This window comes from Flavobacterium saliperosum (genome assembly GCF_900100625.1).
Taxonomy (GTDB): domain Bacteria; phylum Bacteroidota; class Bacteroidia; order Flavobacteriales; family Flavobacteriaceae; genus Flavobacterium; species Flavobacterium saliperosum.
Map to the genome: position 1 here is coordinate 38,232 of NZ_FMTY01000001.1, position 17,750 is coordinate 55,981.

The following is a 17,750-nucleotide window of genomic DNA, read 5'->3' on the forward strand; positions in this document are numbered from 1 at the left end:
GTTCACAGTGTTCAGATTGCAGATTGCAGAAAACAGCATTTAGTATTCAGAATGATTTAATCCAATGACAAAAACAGTCTTACATACCGATAATCTTTCCATTGGCTATACCTCCAAAGCCGGAAAAACAGTCATTGCCAAAAATCTGAATCTGACATTAGCCGAAGGGAAACTGATTGCCTTAATCGGAGCCAACGGTATTGGAAAATCGACATTACTGCGAACCATTACCGGAATTCAGAAACCATTGGAAGGAAACGTTTTCCTAAATGACAAAAAAACAACGGGTTACGAACCTTTGGAACTTGCCCAAAACCTCAGTGTAGTGCTGACCGACAAACTTCCTCCAAGCAATCTGACCGTTTTTGAACTGGTGGCTTTGGGTCGTCAACCCTATACCAACTGGATCGGAACATTATCCGAAAATGATATAGAAAAAATACGGGAAGCCATTAACCTTACGCATATTAATCACCTTTCCGATAAAAAACATTACGAAATCAGTGACGGACAATTACAGAATGTTCTGGTAGCAAGGGCTTTAGCACAAGACACTCCGCTTATTATTCTGGATGAACCCACCACCCATTTGGATTTGGTACACAAAGTGGCACTTTTCAAACTGCTGAAAAAACTAACGCACGAAACCGGAAAATGCATTCTATTTTCCACACATGATGTTGATCTGGCCATTCAGCTGAGCGATGAAATGATTGTGATGACCTCTGAAAAAACGGTTCAAAACGATCCGTGTACTTTAATTTCGGAAGGTACCTTTAATACCTTATTTGAAGACGAACATATTTTCTTTGATGCCGAAAAAGGCAAATTTATCATTCGGTAAACTCGTAATATACAGCAGTTCTTCGTAACTTTAGGCTTCAAAAATTCAAGTTATGAAAACGAACTATTTTTTTGCAGTAATTGTTAGTAGCTTATCGATAATGACAGCACAATCGCAATTTAAAACAGTACCTTATACTGACGGCAATCAGAAATTAGAAGGCCTTGCAGCAAATCCGAAAAAAGCAAATCCGAAAAAAGCAGGTGTTTTGATACTTCCTGCCTGGATGGGTATTGATGCACATTCCAAAGAAAGTGCTCAGGAACTTTCCAAGTTGGGTTATTATGTTTTCGTAGCCGATATCTATGGTGTTGGTAACAGACCGGTAAATACACAGGAAGCAGGACAAAAAGCAGGTTACTTTAAAAACAACTATAAAGAATATCAAAAACGGATTCAACTCGCTTTAGACCAACTAATAAAATCGGGAGCCAACCCCAATGAGATTGCTGTGATTGGCTATTGTTTTGGTGGCAGTGGTGCTTTGGAAGCCGCCAGAGGTAATTTTAATGTTAAGGGTGTCGTCTCTTTTCACGGTGGTTTAGGACGGGATGCCGCAAGATCCATCGAACCAATAAAACCAAAAGTACTGGTGCTTCACGGTGCCGATGATTTTTATGTTCCGGAAACCGAAATAAAAGCCTTTCAGGAGGAAATGCGTACTTCCAAAGCGGATTGGCAAATGGTGTATTATGCCGATGCCGTTCATGCCTTCACCCATAAAGATGCCGGAAATGATAAAAGTAAAGGCGTAGCCTATAACGAGAAAGCCGACAAACGTTCGTGGAGAGCCATGAAGGATTTTTTTAATGAACTTTTTAAATAATAAAGACCCGAAGTATCGGGCCTTTTATCGTATAATTGAAAAATTTATTTTTGTTCGTAATCGTAATTGACCATCCAGTTGATTCCGAATTTATCCGTGAACATTCCAAACAAAGCACCCCAAAATGTTTTATCCAAAGGCATGGTGACTTTTCCGCCTGCTGAAAGTGCGTTAAAGATTCGCATGGCTTCCTCTTCACTGTCGGTATTAATGGAAACCGAAAAATTATCCCCGATTTTCGGAATACCGCCAAAACCTTCGACCGCATCGCTCCCCATTAAAACAGTATTCCCGATGGGTAATGAAATGTGCATGATTTTGTTTTTCTCCGATTCAGCAATCGGGTATTCTGAAGGCATGTCGTTAAATTTTCCGGCATAAGGAAATTCGCCGCCAAAAACGGATTTGTAAAAATTAAACGCCTCTTCACAAGTTCCATTGAACGTTAAATAAGGATGTACTGTTGCCATATTTTTTTTATTGGTTAATAAACAAATATAAACGAAAAAAGTAACAGCATGAATTATTATGCTTCATGAATTTTGATTTTATTATTTTTAACATCATTAAAATCAATTGATTACAATTAAAACGTAACTTTGTATACTAAAGTTTCCAAAAACATTTTTCCCCTTCCTACACCACTAATTTAATTATAAATGATTATGAAAAAAAGTAACCTATTGGGAAAAATTCTCATGGTCGGTCTTCTATTTATTTTTTTTTCATGTAATAAGGATGAATTTATAAATGATAATTCCGACAAAAGTATCCTTGTTTCGGATATTGGAGATGAAAACAACAGGATAGCGACCTTCGTTGGTCCTAAAGTTGTAATGGGGAATGGATATGCTTTTTCCTGGATACGTATCATAGACGATAATACCCCTTTGGAAATAGGTATCGAAATGACTCCGGAAGTTCTTAACAATCTTCCAAAAGACTCGGGTTTCAAGGATCCGGTAATAATTCCTTTACCTGAAATTGCAACAGAAACCACGCCGTTTTATCATATTGTCATCACTTGGAATCCGGAAGGCTTCTCAAACATTGAAAACTTCAAAGAAGCCCATTTCAATTTTTATTTTTATACCATTCCGCTAGGCGACAGGTTAACAATTCCTGCATGGTCTGAAGAAACAGATGTACATTTCAGTACCTATCCTCCAAAAAATTATATGCCGGCAGATTATTTCCCTATGATAAAAGATATCGGATCATATGCTGAAACAGGAAGACATTGGCTTCTCGGGGATCCGAAAAACTATTCGCCTCTTTCACACACCTTGACTTATGGAACTTACGAAGGTAAAATAGTTTTTATGAATCCGATAGCGACTTTCGCATTAGTAAAATCAGGGGTAGAAACAAAAAACAATATTTCACAACCTCTTTATTACCAGGTAAATAAACCGTATCCGAAAGAATACACTATAACACTCAACAAAAATGACCAATATACCGTTTACTTAACAAATTTTATCCGTCGTTAAACTGAAATCCTGTGAAAGCCGCCCGCTCCTTTTACAGGATTTCTTATATCCTTTTCAGAAAAAATAAGGCAGTTTTTTGTTTATACGAGCTATAAGAAACCAAAACAAAATGGCTAAAAAACATATCAAAACATACTTCAGCGCTATGAATTCCAGTGATCGTTGCGGTAAGTATTCGTAAACCAAACGAATGGCATAAGGATGACACAAATAAATTCCTAAAGAAAAAGTCGGACTGATTTGAAGTTCGGATTTCGATTGGCTTTCGGCAGCTAAAGCAAACAGTAGCATGCTAACAGGTATAATCATGATGTAAAAATCCAAAGCGCCAATTTTTAAAGTGTAATAGCCGTAGGATTCCAAAAGCAAAAACGCCACAAAAGGCAACAGCAGAACACGGATTTTAGAAACGGTAGTTTTCCAATACTCGTATAAAGTACCGAGCAGCAAAAAAGGATACCCCATAAAAAGAAAATTGCGCGTGGTTCCCATGCCGTCATAAAGTAATTTACTTGCCGGAAAATCATTTAAAATACCCGTTTTGTGTAAGAGTTGGTAAAAGTATCCGAGAAGGAATAAGAAACAAAACGATACAAATTTATTTCGGACGGAAATCGCTCTGAAACAATACAAAAGTACCACGGCACCTACTGTAGCCAAAAGGTACCACAAATGCCAATATCCGAAAATGAGTTTTAGAATCGCATCTGAAGTGGTGAAGCGCCCCAAACGGTAAAACCGAATCAGATCCGGCAGATAAATCAGTTGCCATACGAAATACAGTACCAAAATACGTTTCGCATATTTCAGGAGATAGGTTGTATCCTCCAGTTTATTACGAAGAAAATAACCCGAAATGATGAAGAAAGTCGGCACCGCTATTCTAGTAATTCCGTTGGCGATTTCATAGGATATGAGTCCCTGAAACCCCTTCATTCCCGAAACCGGAAAAATATGCAACGCCACAATCAGAAAGGCCAAACCTAGTTTTAATACATCGATGCCCGGATTGCGACTTGCCATACAATATTCTTATTTTTTTAACCCGATTTGACGTTTCGCTTCACCGATTACAAAGGCAACGGAGTTGGCGATATTGTAACTTCTGATTTTATCCGACATTGGAATGGTAAGGTGATTTTCGAATTGACGCAACACGGCATCACTCAATCCTACACTTTCTTTTCCGAAAACCAGCCAGTCGCCGTCCTGAAAGTCGGTTTCAAGATACGACTTTTCGGCGTGGGAACTCATCAGAAAAACGCGTGATAAATCAGGTATCTGCGCTTTCCATTCGGCTACATTCTGATATTGATGCCAGTCCAGATGCACCCAATAATCCAGTCCGGAACGTTTCAGGTTCTTATCCGTAATTTCAAACCCAAAGGGATGAATCAGATGCAGACGGCTTTCGGTTCCTACACACAAACGGCCAATATTTCCGGTATTATTTGGAATTTCCGGTTCCACTAAAACAATATTTAACATATTTAGTATTCGGTTATCTGAAAATCAGGAACTTCTAAAACGTCCCCTGCTTTTAAATTCTGTAAATTAATCGTTCCCACCCTAACGCGAACAAGACGCAAAGTTGGCAGGCCCACCGCTGCAGTCATTTTGCGCACCTGACGAAATTTGCCTTCGGTTAACGTGACGGAAAGCCAACTCGTGGGACCATGCCGTTCATCGCGAATGCGTCTGCCCTCTCCGATGCAATCCGGCAACGTGGTAATCATTTTGGCTTCACATTTTTTTGTGGTGTATCGGATGCCTTTAAAACCAATCTCCACACCCTTTTTCAATTGAGCAATCGCTTCTTCCGTTACGATGCCGTCCACTTGGGCAAAATACTCTTTTTCCACCGTTTTGCTTCGGACGATTTCACTCATCATGCCATCCGTAGTGAGTAACAACAACCCTTCCGAATCCTCATCCAAACGTCCTATCGCCATAGTGTTTTCAGGAAAAGCATACAACTCTCCCAACAACTTCTTGTGCCGCTTCTTTTCATAAATGAACTGACTTAAATAACCATGCGGCTTGTGAAGTAAGAAATGACGATGCATTGGCTGCTTTTTTGTGTAAAAATACATTTTTACTTTATCGCTTGGCAAAAGTATCGTAATTTTATGTTTGCACTTTTGGCAACTATTTAACTACAACAAAAAGAAAATGACAACTACAACAAAAACACCCATTACCGTTAAAGCTACCATAAATGCCCCTTTGGATAAAGTGTGGAAATGCTGGACAAACCCCGAACACATCATCCATTGGAACTATGCCTCCGACGATTGGCATACTCCAAAAGCAATCAACGATTTACGACCGAACGGAAAATTCAATTACCGGATGGAAGCCAAAGACGGAAGTTTCGGATTTGATTTCGAAGGCACGTACACTACGGTTAAAAACAACGAATTGATCGAATATTTCCTTGACGATGGGAGAAAAGTAGAAATCCGTTTCGATGCAAATGACGATACAACTGTAGTAACCGAAACCTTTGATCCGGAAAACGAAAACTCCTTGGAATTACAACAAAATGGCTGGCAGGCGATACTGAACAACTTCAAAAAATATACGGAAACCGTTTAACAACAAATCCATTCGATATGAAATCACAAATTTTCATCAATCTTCCGGTAAAAGACCTTGCAAAAGCGATGGCTTTTTATGCCCACATCGGGTTTACCAACAATCCGCAGTTTACGGATGAAACCGCAGCCTGCATGATAATCAGTGACGAGATATTCGTAATGTTGCTTACACACGACAAGTTTAAACAGTTCATCACAAAACAAATAGCCGACACTACCAAAACAACAGCTGTTATCAATTCCCTTTCGTTGGAAAGCGTTGCCAAAATGAACGAAATGATGACCAAAGTGCTTGCTGCCGGAGGTAACGAATATTCGGACGCCAAAGATTACGGTTTCATGCAGCAACGAAGTTTTGAGGATTTAGACGGACACTGTTGGGAAGTTTTTTATATGGACGTGAGCAAATTTCCGCAACAGTAAAAACAAAAAAGTCACATGAAAAATCCAATTTACCCGTGTCTTTGGTTTGACGGAAAAGCCAAAGAAGCTGCCGAATTTTACTGCTCCGTTTTCAAAGATTCGAAAATTACGACCGAGAACCCCATGGTGGTTACTTTCGCATCATCCGGGCAAAAATTCATGTGTCTGAATGGCGGCCCTCAATTTCAGATGAATCCTTCCGCCTCCTTTTTTGTAGTTTGTGAAACCGAAGCGGAAATTGACGCGGCATGGGACATCCTTTCAAAAGAAGGTTCAATTTTAATGGCGTTGGACAAATACGAATGGAGTGAAAAATACGGCTGGGTTCAGGATAAATATGGAGTAAACTGGCAATTATCGTTTGGCAAAATGACAGCTGTTGGGCAGAAATTCACCCCTACGCTGATGTTTACCGAAAACGTACACGGAAAAGCAGAAGAAGCCATCAGTTTCTATACATCGGTATTTAAAAATTCAGACATCGTGGGCATTTTGCGATATACCGAAGACGATCATGATGTGGCAGGAACGGTAAAACACGCACAGTTCCGTCTCAATAACAATGTATTTATGGCTATGGACAGCGGTCTTGCGAAAGGTTTTGGTTTTAATGAAGCCCTTTCCTTCGTAGTTGAATGTGAAAATCAACAGGAAATTGACTACTTCTGGGGCAAATTAACCGACGGCGGAGAAGAAAGCAGGTGTGGCTGGCTTAAAGACAAATACGGTGTTTCCTGGCAGATTATTCCTGAAATCCTTACCGAATTAATGAACGATTCCGAAAAAGCACCACGAGTTGTTCAGGCCTTTATGCAAATGAAAAAGTTTAACATTGATACATTACTAAAGGCTTAAAAATCAATTGCAACCGTAAACAATCACACCAAATCATAAAATTCCTACTTTGCTATTTCTTTTTAAAAAAAATCATTAACTTAGGAGAGTTATACTATCCACTTTTAATTGAAACAATATGAACAAGAGGGGAATTATTGAGAAATTAAAGTTGTCCAATGTTTTCGCTCTTTTACTTATCGTGTTATTATCATGTGCCTCTTTGATTGTAATAAATTACTATACGATTAAAATTTTATCGGTAAACAGAGCCTACATTAACGGAGAATCCCATTATTCCAAAGGACAGAAAGAAGCTGTTCGCCACCTGACGGCCTATCTCTACACTCAGGATGAAAAACTTTGGGAATTGTTTCAGGAAGAATTGAAAATTCCGAAAGGAGATGGTATTGCAAGAGAGGCATTACTGAACAATGGTGATGAAACCATCATAAAAGAAGGCTTACGAGCAGGTGGAAATAACGAAAAAGATCTGGATGGCATGATTTTGTTGTTCAAAAAATTTCATACGGTATCCTTTTTCAAAAAAGCGGTAGACGAATGGGAAAAAGGAGACAGACTAATCAACCAATTGGAAGTTATCGGAAATGAAGCCCATCAGAAAATTAAAACTTCGGGGTTAAATTCACAGGAAAGAGAAATAATCCTTTCCCAAATCAGTCGTGTGAGTGATGTGCTTTCCAAAGTCCAAAGAAATTATTCCAACACCCTGAGCGATGGAACCCGAAAAATTGAGGCTTACCTCATCTACACCAATATTTTCTTTATCCTGATTATTATCAGTTCATTGACGTTTTATCATTCTGCAATGATTAAGAAACTCATGCTTTCCAAAAAAGAGGTTGAGGTTCATAATGAGAATCTGACCATCGCTAACAGTGAACTTGACAAATTTGTATACAGCGCTTCCCATGATTTACGGTCGCCCATAACATCTTTGAAAGGTCTAATTGAAATCGCACAGGATGAAAATGATTTGGCCCAAATAAAAGAATACATGCGGCTGATGCATGAAAGTCTGACCAAACAAGACCAATTCATAAGTGATATTATCGATTATTCAAGGAACAAAAGAAAACAATTGGTTGTTGAAATGGTTAGCCTGGATAAACTCATTGACGATGCCATTAGCCAGCACCAACATCTTAAGGATGCCGACAATATCGTCATTAAAAAAAATATTGCCGTGAATGAGATTCACAGTGACAGTCTGCGATTGAAAATCATTTTAAACAACCTGATTTCCAATGCTATAAAATATTCCGACAATAAAAAGAAAGAAAAACACATTGTGATTAAAACCGATGAAGCAAACGGTTTTTATACGATTGAAGTCAATGACAACGGTATCGGAATCAAAGACGAATTCAAAAATAAAATTTTCGAGATGTTTTTTGTCACCAATAATAATGTGGGTTCCGGATTAGGTCTTTACATTGCCAAAGAAGCGGCTGAAAACCTTAACGGCAGCATTTCGGTAAGCACAAAAATCAATGAAGGAAGCACGTTTACAGTAAACCTACCCAAATTGTATGGAATTTAATTTTTTACTAATCGAAGACAATGTGATTGATCAATTGGTCACCACGCAGCTATTGAAGAAAAATTTTGATTTGACCGAGATAATCATTGCTAATAACGGTAAAGAAGGAATGCAATGGCTTCACGACCACGAAATTGGCCTCGACGATCCGTTAATTATTCTTTTGGACATACGAATGCCCGAAATGGATGGCTTTGAATTCCTTTCCGAATATGAAAAACTACCGGATACATTCAAGAGAAAAACGCAAATCTTCATGCTTTCCTCCACCTTGGATTCCGAAGATATTCAACGGGCCGAAAACAATACTTATGTGCAACGTCTATTAGGAAAACCATTCCCGGTTAAAGAATTTAAGAAAATTATTTTTCATGACTAATTGAATTTTAGAAGAAATATTAAAATCAATTTTCAAACAGTTATATCATTTAATACTGAAAAGTGACTCCCGCTCCCCAAAGCATATCACTGTCGTAATGTGTGGAAAGGGCCCAATATTTCGTAAGGATGTATTTCGCTCCTACCGACCATTCCTTATCCGTATTCCACATCCCACGCAAACGCAGGCGTTCGGTTACCGGAATATCATCACGGGAAAACAATACCCTGATTTTTCCATCGGTATCAACACGGGCATCGGTTACAACAAACCAAGGCAGCGTGTATTGCAATCCTAAGGAAAACACACTTCGCTTGTCTTTGGTACTGGCCTGATTGAATAGATTGGTTTCGGCTTCTCCTCCCGGTCGGTATCGGAAATCCCAACCCACATAGGGCATCAAAAATTGATTTTTACCTAGAAAACGTCCGGCACGAAGTTCGTTTTCATACCCATATTCTTTTTTAAATCCGGCATGCCATTCGCCTTGCAGCATCCATCGTGTATTACTGTAACGGATTTCCCCATCACTGCTGTTGCTTTCGATTCCGATTTCGGCTCCTAAAAAGAAACGGCGGTCGTCGGCATATACTTTTTTCAATGCTTTTTTCGGATCACCCAATTCCGGGTTTACCGGAGAGTTTTCATAACTGAAAATTTTACCCATACCCGACATCATGTGGTACAGAATATGACAATGAAAATACCAATCGCCATAATCTTCCGAAGCATGGAACTCGATTACATTGGTTTCCATTGGCATGATATCCATTACGTTTTTTAATGGCGAATAGTCGCCAAATTGGTTTACGATTCTGAAAAAATGACCGTGCAAGTGCATCGGATGGCGCATCATCGAATTGTTTTTCAGCACAATACGAATGTTTTCACCTTTCTTAATCAGGATTTTATCGGTTTCGGATATGGTTTTGTTGTCCATCGTCCAAACGTAGCGGTTCATGTTTCCGGTTAATTCAAACGTAAATTCGCGAAAAGGCACATCCGGTAATGTTGATTTGGTTACCGATTGCAGCATATTGTAATTTAAAGTCACTTTTTCTTCATCTCCCATTTCCATATCACCATGATGCTGATGTTCTGAAGAAGCCTCTTTTTCCGGAGCTATTTCTGTCATTTCCGGATACATTACAGCATTCATGTCCATTTGTTGCAGACTCATGTTCATGCCCATATCGTTCATTTTTCCGCCAACGGTCATCATGTCGTTCATCATTTTCATGCCTTCGAAATACTTGAGACGTTCCATCGGCTGCATCGGTTTTTTATCTCCATTGCCTAGCCAAAGCGATACGGAACCAGTTCGGTCTTCGGAAGTGGCTGAAAATTCATAGCTTCCTTTTTCGGGTATCGTAATCAAAATATCATACGATTCGGAAACCCCTACTATCAAACGGTCAACCGAAACTGGTTTTACATCGGCACCGTCACTGGCAACCACTTCCATTTTCCCACCGGAAAACTGCAACCAAAAATAGGTGGAGGCACTGCCGTTAATGACCCGCAAGCGAATTTTCTCTCCGGGATTCAAATCGGAAACCGCATCGGAAAGTCGGCCGTTCATCAGGAACTTTTCGTAATAGACATCACTAACATCCATCGCCATCATACGCTTCCATTCGTTTTCCAACTTGGTGGAAAAATGACCTTCTTTAATGGCCTGAACATAATTTTGAGTAGCGCCTTTTTTTATCGCATACCAATCGGTCGCCTGATGCAGGGAACGTTCAATCTGATTCGGATTTTCATCACTCCAGTCACTTAACAAAACGACTTTCTCTTTAACAACAGAAGGTTCTTTTTTATGAATGATAAAAGCGCCGTACATTCCAATCTGTTCCTGCAACATCGTATGCGAATGGTACCAATACGTTCCGTTTTGCACTATCGGAAACCGATACACTGCTTCCGAATGAGGCTTGATGGGCGCCGTTGTTAAATAAGGTACACCGTCCATTTCGTTGGGCAAAATCAGTCCGTGCCAATGCAACGACGTTTCATGATGCATGTGATTGTGCACGTGAATTTCGGCAATATCTCCTTCGGTAAATTCCAATGTAGGAGCGGGAATCTGACCGTTAATGGCTATTCCGGGTTTCGTTTTTCCGGTGAAGTTTACCAACGTATCCTTGATGTGCAAATCGTAGCGTTTTACCGTTTGTCCGATTGCACTAAATGGAAAATACGCCAAAAACAGTAACAGAAATAACCTTTTCATGATTCTTCTTTTTAGTTAATCGTTTTCTTAACGCTTCCGCAAGTCAGCATCGCTTTGCCATAATAGGGATTCTTAACGTCTTTGGTGTCGTCGAGCCAACTGGTTTTTTTCATTGGACAATACATAACATACAAGGCTTCGGCACCAAATACTTTCTGTTCCGCCAGAGCAATCATGGATCCGGATATTTTTTCAAATCGGGTTCTGATATCCTCCAAGGAAGTGGCTTTACCGGCTACCTCGAGATAAGCCGTCAAAAATTTCAACTCTTTTTGGTGCGCTTTACCCGCTGCGTCAGGCTGTAATTGTTTCACTTCCTTTTGCATTTTTGCTATGGCCTCTTTGGCTTCGTCTGGGTTTGAAGCTACCAAAGCATCTTCAAGTTTCAGATAATCGTTTAGCAATTGATTCCAATCTTTGTTTTGTGCCTGAGCCGACATCAGTCCGACCCAACTCAGCACTATTAAAAAAAATGTTTTCATCGTTTATTGATTTTGCGTTAATGATTCGATTTTAAATCCGGCGCTTTTAACCTGTTCTACCAGTGATTTTTCATCCAGATTTTCTAATGCAACGGTTAAAATTTTGTCTTTGTGAGTCGTATTGACTTCCCATTGATTTTCCCCTAACAACGGATTTAAAACAGGCGTTACTTTGGCCACACAGCCTGAACAGTTTATATTGGTTTTGAATTGCTTTGTTTTCATTGTCGTATGTTTTAATGATTATTGTTATACAAATTTCGGATTTCTTTGCAGCGTTGTTGTTACACTATTACATTCAGGTTTTGTAACATTTACAGTTATTTTTTGAGCTTCAGACGCAAGCTGTTACCTACTACACTTACAGAACTCAATGCCATCGCTGCACCGGCAATCATCGGACTCAGTAAAAATCCGTTAACGGGATACAGGATGCCGGCAGCAATCGGGATTCCGATGACATTATAAATGAATGCCCAGAACAAATTTTGTTTGATGGTCGCCACCGTTTGTTTGGAAAGCAGAATGGCCTGCGGTACTTTCATTAAATCCGACGAAATAATGGTCATGTGCGCCACATCCATCGCTATATCTGATCCTTTCCCCATAGCTATACTCACATTAGCCTGAGCCAAAGCCGCGCTGTCATTGATTCCGTCACCAACCATCGCTACGATTTTCCCTTCCGATTGCAAGGTTTTGATGAAAGCCAATTTATCTTCGGGTAACACACTTGCTTTGAATCGGTTCAATCCCACGGTTTTGGCTACCGAAGCGGCCGTTTCCTCATTATCACCGGTAAGCATAATGACTTCAATACCTTGTTTTTGGAGTTCCGAAACTGCAGCAATCGACGTTTCCTTAATTTTATCGGCTACAGCCAATATCGCTAAAAGAGTATTTCCTTTGGCAAAATACAATAACGTGTGCGCCAATTCGGCGTGCTTCGCAATAAACTCGGCATAATGCGTGTCTATGGTAATAGTGTTCTCGTTTAATAAACGTTTATTGCCCACAAAATAAATTTCGCCGTCAATAGTGGCTTTCACCCCGAATCCGGTGATACTTTCAAAATCCGAAACCGGTTGCGGCATGGTTCCCGAATACTGAGCGACAACCGCTTCCGCCAATGGGTGTTCCGATTGCAATTCGATGGAATACAAAGCTGCGATATGATTGGGCTGCGCCTCTTTCCATAACGAAGCTACAACAGAAGGTTTTCCTTCGGTGATTGTTCCGGTTTTGTCAAAAATAACGGTGTCTACTTTTTTTGCAAGTTCGAGACTTTCGGCGTCTTTTATCAGAATTCCTTTTTCGGCACCTTTCCCTACTCCAACCATTATGGCGGTTGGTGTGGCCAATCCCAAAGCACACGGACAAGCGATTACCAAAACCGTAACCATAGCCAGCAATCCGTGAGTTAAGCCGTTTTCGCCCCCAAAAATTACCCAAACCAATAACGTCAGGATTGAAATTACCAATACGATTGGCACAAAGATTCCGGCAATTTTATCGACCAGTTTCTGAACCGGCGCCTTACTGCCCTGCGCATTTTGAACCATGGTGATGATTTGGGCTAACAAGGTTTCCGAACCTATTTTTTGAGCCGTATACTGCAAACTTCCTTTCTGATTGATGGTTCCGGCAAAAACGGTATCGTTGGGGTTTTTGGCTACCGGAATGGGTTCACCGGAAATCATGCTTTCATCTACAAAAGAACTTCCCGACAGTACCTTTCCGTCTACCGCGATTTTTTCACCGGGTTTCGCTAAAAGCACGTCGCCCAAAATCACGGAACTGATTTTCACTTCTTCCTGTTGTCCGTCTTTCATTAATCGGATTACGGTTTTAGGTTGTAATCCCACCAGTTTTTTGATGGCCGATGCTGTATTTCCTTTGGCGCGTTCTTCCAATACTTTTCCGAGAAGGATAAAGGTAATTACCACCGTTGCCGCTTCAAAATACACGTGAGCATGCAATCCCCGGCTATGCCAAAACTCAGGATTCAACGTATTGAATACACTGAAAAGATAGGCAATACCCGTACTTAGCGCCACTAGGGTATCCATATTGGCTTTGCGGTGTTTCAGCTGTTTACAGGCGTTGATGAAAAAACTTTTTCCGAACCAAAACAAAACCGGAGTGGAAAATACCCACATGATCCAATTTCCATAAGGCATGTCCATAAAAAACATTCCGATGACAAAAACCGGTAAGGTAAACACGGCTGCGGCAATGGTTCTTCTCTTTAAAGCGGTAAACTGTTCGTTGTGCCGTTCGGCGATTTCATCCTCCTGGCTTTCCGATTCGGTAATAATTAAATCGTAACCGATACTTTGAATCGCTTTTTTGAAATTTTCAGGTTTGGCAATTCCGGGAACATATTCGACTGTTGCGGTAGCGTTGGCATAATTTACTACCGAGGAAATAATCCCTTCTTCAAAAGAAAGAATGCTTTCCACACTCACGGCACAGGAAGCACAAGTCATGCCTTCTACCGGAAAACTTTTTTTCACCGTCGTAATGTCATAACCCAAATCACGAATTGTACTGGTGAGTTGAGCTAATTTAAATTGTTTGGGATCTACCTCTATTTTTGCCTGTTGGTTGTTGAGTTCCACCTTGTGTGTTACAACGCCATCGGTTTTGGCAAGAGTATCATCCACAATGAGCGCGCAATGTTCGCTATGTACACCTTCGAGAGGGATGGTAAGTATTTTAGAATTCGTTTCCATAATCTCTTATTGTTTGATGATACAAAGTTCCGTCAGATAACAAGAGAAAATATTACAGGATTCTCATTACGAGTTGTAACTTTTACAGATGATCCAGCGGTACCCGTTTTTGCTGCCCTATGGATTTGAAATGCGAAGGGGTCAGTCCGGTTACTTTTTTAAACTGATTGCTCAGATAGGCCACACTACTGTACCCCAATTGATTGGCGATTTCTTTTAATGACAGTTCATCATATACAATCAGTTCTTTTACTTTTTCGATTTTTTGCAAAATCACATACTTTTCGATGGTGGTTCCTTCGACTTCCGAAAATAAATTACTCAGATAATTGTATTCGTAACCCAATTCGGAGGCTAAAAAATCAGACAAATTCGTTTTTAGGAGTTCTTTATCGTGATGGATAAACTGCACGATATGATTTTTAATCCGTTCTATCAACTGATGTTTTTTATCATCGATAAGTTCAAATCCGATTAGCTGCAGTTGTTCCGAAAGTTTTACCCTGTCTGCATCCTGCAATGGGTTTTGAAACTCGATTTCTCCCAAAGTAATCGTTTTATAGCTCAGATTCAGCGTATTCAGGATAGTTTCCACAGCCAAAACACAGCGATGGCAAACCATATTTTTAATGTATAATTTCATCGTAATTCGTATTAGGTTAAAATTACGATTTTTATTGATACCATATCAAGGGAAGGAATTGTAATCGAACTATCAGAAAAAAATTGAACAAAAAAAGAGGCCTTTTAACGGGCCTCTCTTACAGTATTCTGATTTACTATTGTCTATTACTATTCAAGCACATCGACATTCAAATACATTCTCTTTTCACGGAAGAATAAATTCAAATAACAAATCAAAATCCGTTTAGTAAATGTACAACTTATTTTGATACAAAGCATTGATATCCAAAATTTTAACTTTTAAAAAAAAGGAGGCCCGTTAGACCTCCCTATGTATGTTTTGATTCATTACGTTGAATTCATACCTCTATTTAGGCAGAACTTACGACTGAACATTCTTTTGTCGTTGGACTTGGATCTGTTCAATAACCAATCAAAACCACATTCAAATTTACGTATTTTAAAATCACAAAACACTAACTACCAAAACTTTATCACAAAAAAAGAGGCCTTTTAACGGGCCTCTCTTACAGTATTCTGATTTACTATTGTCTTTTTACTATGAAAGTAAACCGACATTCAAATAAACTCTCTTTTCACGGAAGAATAAATTCAAATAACAAATCAAAAACCGTTCAGTAAATGTACAACTTATTTTAATACAACATACTATTAATCAATAATTTAACATTATAAAACACTAAAAACCCTCTGACTCCTTTTTATCATGTTTTGATCCATTACTTGAATCCTTCTATAGACAGGCCGAGCGAACGACTGAACATTCTTTTGTTCTTGTGTCCGGATTTGTTCAATAACCAATTAAAACTATAGTCCCATTCATGCAATTTTAAAAACATAAAATACTCATTATCAATTTTAAACAAAAAAAGAGGCCTTTTAACAGGCCTCTCTTACAGTATTCTGATTTACTATTATCCTTTCACTATAATAGTGGAAACGACTTTCGAATAGATTCTCTTTTCACGGAAGAATAAATTCAAATAACAAATCAAAAACCGTTCAATAAAGATACGACTTATTTCGACAATTAATACTGAATATCAATATTTTAACACTTAAATACTATTAAGTCCTTAGCTTGAAAACTTGACAGATAATCCGCATCTTGTCTTATGATGAAAATATAACACAATTGCTCTTTAACAAACAATAATTCATGTTAAAATATTATTTAGTGAAAAATAATTACTTTTTTAATTAAATTAAAATAAAATTATTAAATTGTAAACGATTAAGGAAGTATGCCCCAAAAATACTGTTCGCAACACTTTTACAAAAATTTTAAACCAATAAATGCTGTAAATGAAAAAAACGTTACTTCTCGCTTCTGTATTCCTCTGCTCGAATACATTTGCAACAGCCCAGTGTTGGGAATCGATATCAGCAAAAAATGGTCAATCCGCTGCCATTAAAGAAGACGGCACCTTATGGACCTGGGGCTTTAATGGTCAGGGACAATTGGGTGACGGAACAACAGTAAGCCGAAATGTACCCGTATTGATTTCTTCGGACACCAATTGGAAAAAAGTATCTTCGGGTTACAATCATATGGTAGCGTTAAAATATGACAATACCATTTGGTCATGGGGCTCTAACAGCTCGGGACAGTTGGGCAACGGAACCAATATTGACAACCATTTTCCAATGCAGTCCAACCCGGAAACCAATTGGAGCTCCATTGCCAGTGGCGCCAATCATACCTTGGCACTAAAATCAGATGGTACCTTATGGGCCTGGGGTAGTAATTCCTATGGTGCTTTAGGTAACGGCAGCACGATTAATCAAAGTTCACCGATACAAATCGGTTTCGATACCGATTGGCAATGGATCAGTGCAGGAGAAAACAATTCGTTTGCCATAAAAACAAACGGAACACTTTGGGCTTGGGGCGATAATGCCAATGGAAAATTAGGAAACGGAAACACGGCATACCGACTCACTCCCACTCAAATAGGCACCGATACGAATTGGGCAAAAATAAATGAAGGCTATTTACACACGGTTGCCATCAAACAAAACGGCACCTTATGGAGCTGGGGCTGGAATGCTTACGGACAATTAGGAGATAACACATTAACAGACAAATGGATACCTACCCAAATCGGTACCGATACTGATTGGCAAAACGTTAACGCTGGAGGTTATCATACTTTGGCTATAAAAACCAACGGCACTTTATGGGCTTGGGGATACAATACTTTTGGACAATTGGGTATTGGTTCCAACAGTCATAAAATTTACCCAACGTTAGTCGGAACATCAAATAACTGGTCTGACATTGCCTTATCCTTTCAACATACCATTGGTGTAAACACCGGTTCCGAACTGTTTGCCTGGGGATTAAATTCCGATGGCAGATTGGGCATTGGCTCCAATTCAAATCGAAATTACCCAACTAGTGTGATCTGTAGCAATTTAAACAACATAAATTTCAGTCAGATCAGTTCATTCATCCTTTATCCTAACCCTGCAACGGACATGATTTCAATCCAAAATACCGAAAACAAGAATATAGAAACCGTTCTTTTGTATGATATCGTCGGAAAAAAAATCAAAGAGTTAACCGGTAATGTATCACAAATCGATGTTAAGGATTTGCAAAACGGGATGTATCTGGTACACATCAATGCCGACAAACAAAATCATACGTTAAAATTCATAAAACGCTAAACGAAAAGCGGCGAAA

Annotated in this window: 18 protein-coding genes; 9 read left to right on the forward strand and 9 right to left on the reverse strand. The window is 39.3% G+C overall.

The window, feature by feature from the left end; all coding sequences use genetic code 11:
* The first annotated feature begins 64 nt into the window (after positions 1-64).
* Both BLQ05_RS00205 and BLQ05_RS00210 read left to right on the forward strand, forming a co-directional pair.
* Positions 65-844 (forward strand): ABC transporter ATP-binding protein, encoded by a 780-nt coding sequence (locus BLQ05_RS00205; RefSeq protein WP_023575137.1) that lies wholly within the window; start codon positions 65-67, stop codon positions 842-844.
* Positions 845-896: 52 nt separating this feature from the next.
* Positions 897-1,670 (forward strand): dienelactone hydrolase family protein, encoded by a 774-nt coding sequence (locus BLQ05_RS00210; protein WP_023575138.1) that lies wholly within the window; start codon positions 897-899, stop codon positions 1,668-1,670.
* Between the two features lie 44 nt (positions 1,671-1,714).
* Here BLQ05_RS00210 and BLQ05_RS00215 read toward each other — a convergent pair whose 3' ends face one another.
* A complete protein-coding gene (locus tag BLQ05_RS00215) occupies positions 1,715-2,140 on the reverse strand; it encodes a VOC family protein (protein WP_023575139.1) in 426 nt (141 codons plus the stop codon).
* A gap of 213 nt (positions 2,141-2,353) precedes the next feature.
* On the opposite strand from BLQ05_RS00215, the gene BLQ05_RS00220 reads away from it, so the two are divergent.
* Positions 2,354-3,163: a DUF5602 domain-containing protein gene (locus BLQ05_RS00220; protein ID WP_143000885.1), complete on the forward strand. Its 810-nt coding sequence runs from the start codon at positions 2,354-2,356 to the stop codon at positions 3,161-3,163.
* A gap of 54 nt (positions 3,164-3,217) precedes the next feature.
* Here the strand turns inward: BLQ05_RS00220 and BLQ05_RS00225 are convergent, their stop codons facing one another.
* From BLQ05_RS00225 to BLQ05_RS00235, 3 genes are read right to left on the reverse strand one after another with little or no spacing between them, the layout of a single operon-like run.
* Positions 3,218-4,186: an acyltransferase family protein gene (locus BLQ05_RS00225; RefSeq protein ID WP_035653750.1), complete on the reverse strand. Its 969-nt coding sequence runs from the start codon at positions 4,184-4,186 to the stop codon at positions 3,218-3,220.
* A 9-nt stretch (positions 4,187-4,195) separates the two neighbouring features.
* On the reverse strand, positions 4,196-4,651 hold the full coding sequence (locus tag BLQ05_RS00230; RefSeq protein WP_023575142.1) for a tRNA (cytidine(34)-2'-O)-methyltransferase: 456 nt from the start codon (positions 4,649-4,651) through the stop codon (positions 4,196-4,198).
* 2 nt (positions 4,652-4,653) lie between these two features.
* Positions 4,654-5,229 carry a pseudouridine synthase gene (locus BLQ05_RS00235; protein WP_023575143.1) on the reverse strand — a complete coding sequence of 192 codons (576 nt, stop codon included), beginning with the start codon at positions 5,227-5,229 and terminating at the stop codon, positions 4,654-4,656.
* 106 nt (positions 5,230-5,335) lie between these two features.
* Here BLQ05_RS00235 and BLQ05_RS00240 point away from each other — a divergent pair, with 106 nt between their 5' ends.
* The 5 genes from BLQ05_RS00240 to BLQ05_RS00260 all read left to right on the forward strand — a co-directional run bounded on the left by BLQ05_RS00240 (position 5,336) and on the right by BLQ05_RS00260 (position 8,963).
* The gene (locus BLQ05_RS00240) at positions 5,336-5,761 is read left to right on the forward strand and encodes an SRPBCC family protein (RefSeq protein WP_023575144.1); all 426 of its coding nucleotides are present in this window, start codon (positions 5,336-5,338) and stop codon (positions 5,759-5,761) included.
* Between the two features lie 17 nt (positions 5,762-5,778).
* Positions 5,779-6,186 (forward strand): VOC family protein, encoded by a 408-nt coding sequence (locus tag BLQ05_RS00245; protein ID WP_023575145.1) that lies wholly within the window; start codon positions 5,779-5,781, stop codon positions 6,184-6,186.
* A 15-nt stretch (positions 6,187-6,201) separates the two neighbouring features.
* Complete coding sequence (locus BLQ05_RS00250; RefSeq protein ID WP_023575146.1) at positions 6,202-7,041, forward strand: VOC family protein; 840 nt, start codon at positions 6,202-6,204, stop codon at positions 7,039-7,041.
* A gap of 118 nt (positions 7,042-7,159) precedes the next feature.
* The gene (locus tag BLQ05_RS00255; RefSeq protein WP_023575147.1) at positions 7,160-8,584 is read left to right on the forward strand and encodes a sensor histidine kinase; all 1,425 of its coding nucleotides are present in this window, start codon (positions 7,160-7,162) and stop codon (positions 8,582-8,584) included.
* A complete protein-coding gene (locus tag BLQ05_RS00260) occupies positions 8,574-8,963 on the forward strand; it encodes a response regulator (protein ID WP_035653752.1) in 390 nt (129 codons plus the stop codon). The genes BLQ05_RS00255 and BLQ05_RS00260 overlap by 11 nt, the downstream gene beginning before the upstream one ends.
* 49 nt (positions 8,964-9,012) lie before the next feature.
* On the opposite strand, the gene BLQ05_RS00265 is transcribed toward BLQ05_RS00260, so the two are convergent.
* The 5 genes from BLQ05_RS00265 to BLQ05_RS00285 all read right to left on the reverse strand — a co-directional run bounded on the left by BLQ05_RS00265 (position 9,013) and on the right by BLQ05_RS00285 (position 15,059).
* Positions 9,013-11,199, reverse strand: a complete 2,187-nt coding sequence (locus BLQ05_RS00265; RefSeq protein ID WP_023575149.1) for a multicopper oxidase domain-containing protein — start codon at positions 11,197-11,199, stop codon at positions 9,013-9,015.
* Between the two features lie 11 nt (positions 11,200-11,210).
* Entirely contained in the window at positions 11,211-11,681 is a 471-nt protein-coding gene (locus tag BLQ05_RS00270) for a DUF3347 domain-containing protein (RefSeq protein ID WP_023575150.1), read from the reverse strand.
* A gap of 3 nt (positions 11,682-11,684) precedes the next feature.
* Positions 11,685-11,906 carry a heavy-metal-associated domain-containing protein gene (locus BLQ05_RS00275; protein WP_023575151.1) on the reverse strand — a complete coding sequence of 74 codons (222 nt, stop codon included), beginning with the start codon at positions 11,904-11,906 and terminating at the stop codon, positions 11,685-11,687.
* Positions 11,907-12,001: 95 nt separating this feature from the next.
* The gene (locus tag BLQ05_RS00280; RefSeq protein ID WP_023575152.1) at positions 12,002-14,416 is read right to left on the reverse strand and encodes a heavy metal translocating P-type ATPase; all 2,415 of its coding nucleotides are present in this window, start codon (positions 14,414-14,416) and stop codon (positions 12,002-12,004) included.
* Between the two features lie 82 nt (positions 14,417-14,498).
* Entirely contained in the window at positions 14,499-15,059 is a 561-nt protein-coding gene (locus BLQ05_RS00285) for a helix-turn-helix domain-containing protein (RefSeq protein WP_023575153.1), read from the reverse strand.
* Between the two features lie 1,307 nt (positions 15,060-16,366).
* Between BLQ05_RS00285 and BLQ05_RS00290 the strand changes: the two genes are divergently transcribed.
* The gene (locus tag BLQ05_RS00290) at positions 16,367-17,734 is read left to right on the forward strand and encodes an RCC1 domain-containing protein (RefSeq protein ID WP_023575156.1); all 1,368 of its coding nucleotides are present in this window, start codon (positions 16,367-16,369) and stop codon (positions 17,732-17,734) included.
* Positions 17,735-17,750: the final 16 nt, after the last annotated feature.

What these genes read in the sequence shown, in the direction of transcription:
- BLQ05_RS00205 (WP_023575137.1), top strand. Translation starts at nt 65, where the DNA reads ATGACAAAAACAGTCTTACATACCGATAATCTTTCCATTGGCTATACC.
- BLQ05_RS00210 (WP_023575138.1), top strand. Translation starts at nt 897, where the DNA reads ATGAAAACGAACTATTTTTTTGCAGTAATTGTTAGTAGCTTATCGATA.
- BLQ05_RS00215 (WP_023575139.1), bottom strand. Translation starts at nt 2,140, where the DNA reads ATGGCAACAGTACATCCTTATTTAACGTTCAATGGAACTTGTGAAGAG.
- BLQ05_RS00225 (WP_035653750.1), bottom strand. Translation starts at nt 4,186, where the DNA reads ATGGCAAGTCGCAATCCGGGCATCGATGTATTAAAACTAGGTTTGGCC.
- BLQ05_RS00230 (WP_023575142.1), bottom strand. Translation starts at nt 4,651, where the DNA reads ATGTTAAATATTGTTTTAGTGGAACCGGAAATTCCAAATAATACCGGA.
- BLQ05_RS00235 (WP_023575143.1), bottom strand. Translation starts at nt 5,229, where the DNA reads ATGCATCGTCATTTCTTACTTCACAAGCCGCATGGTTATTTAAGTCAG.
- BLQ05_RS00240 (WP_023575144.1), top strand. Translation starts at nt 5,336, where the DNA reads ATGACAACTACAACAAAAACACCCATTACCGTTAAAGCTACCATAAAT.
- BLQ05_RS00245 (WP_023575145.1), top strand. Translation starts at nt 5,779, where the DNA reads ATGAAATCACAAATTTTCATCAATCTTCCGGTAAAAGACCTTGCAAAA.
- BLQ05_RS00250 (WP_023575146.1), top strand. Translation starts at nt 6,202, where the DNA reads ATGAAAAATCCAATTTACCCGTGTCTTTGGTTTGACGGAAAAGCCAAA.
- BLQ05_RS00255 (WP_023575147.1), top strand. Translation starts at nt 7,160, where the DNA reads ATGAACAAGAGGGGAATTATTGAGAAATTAAAGTTGTCCAATGTTTTC.
- BLQ05_RS00260 (WP_035653752.1), top strand. Translation starts at nt 8,574, where the DNA reads ATGGAATTTAATTTTTTACTAATCGAAGACAATGTGATTGATCAATTG.
- BLQ05_RS00265 (WP_023575149.1), bottom strand. Translation starts at nt 11,199, where the DNA reads ATGAAAAGGTTATTTCTGTTACTGTTTTTGGCGTATTTTCCATTTAGT.
- BLQ05_RS00270 (WP_023575150.1), bottom strand. Translation starts at nt 11,681, where the DNA reads ATGAAAACATTTTTTTTAATAGTGCTGAGTTGGGTCGGACTGATGTCG.
- BLQ05_RS00275 (WP_023575151.1), bottom strand. Translation starts at nt 11,906, where the DNA reads ATGAAAACAAAGCAATTCAAAACCAATATAAACTGTTCAGGCTGTGTG.
- BLQ05_RS00280 (WP_023575152.1), bottom strand. Translation starts at nt 14,416, where the DNA reads ATGGAAACGAATTCTAAAATACTTACCATCCCTCTCGAAGGTGTACAT.
- BLQ05_RS00285 (WP_023575153.1), bottom strand. Translation starts at nt 15,059, where the DNA reads ATGAAATTATACATTAAAAATATGGTTTGCCATCGCTGTGTTTTGGCT.
- BLQ05_RS00290 (WP_023575156.1), top strand. Translation starts at nt 16,367, where the DNA reads ATGAAAAAAACGTTACTTCTCGCTTCTGTATTCCTCTGCTCGAATACA.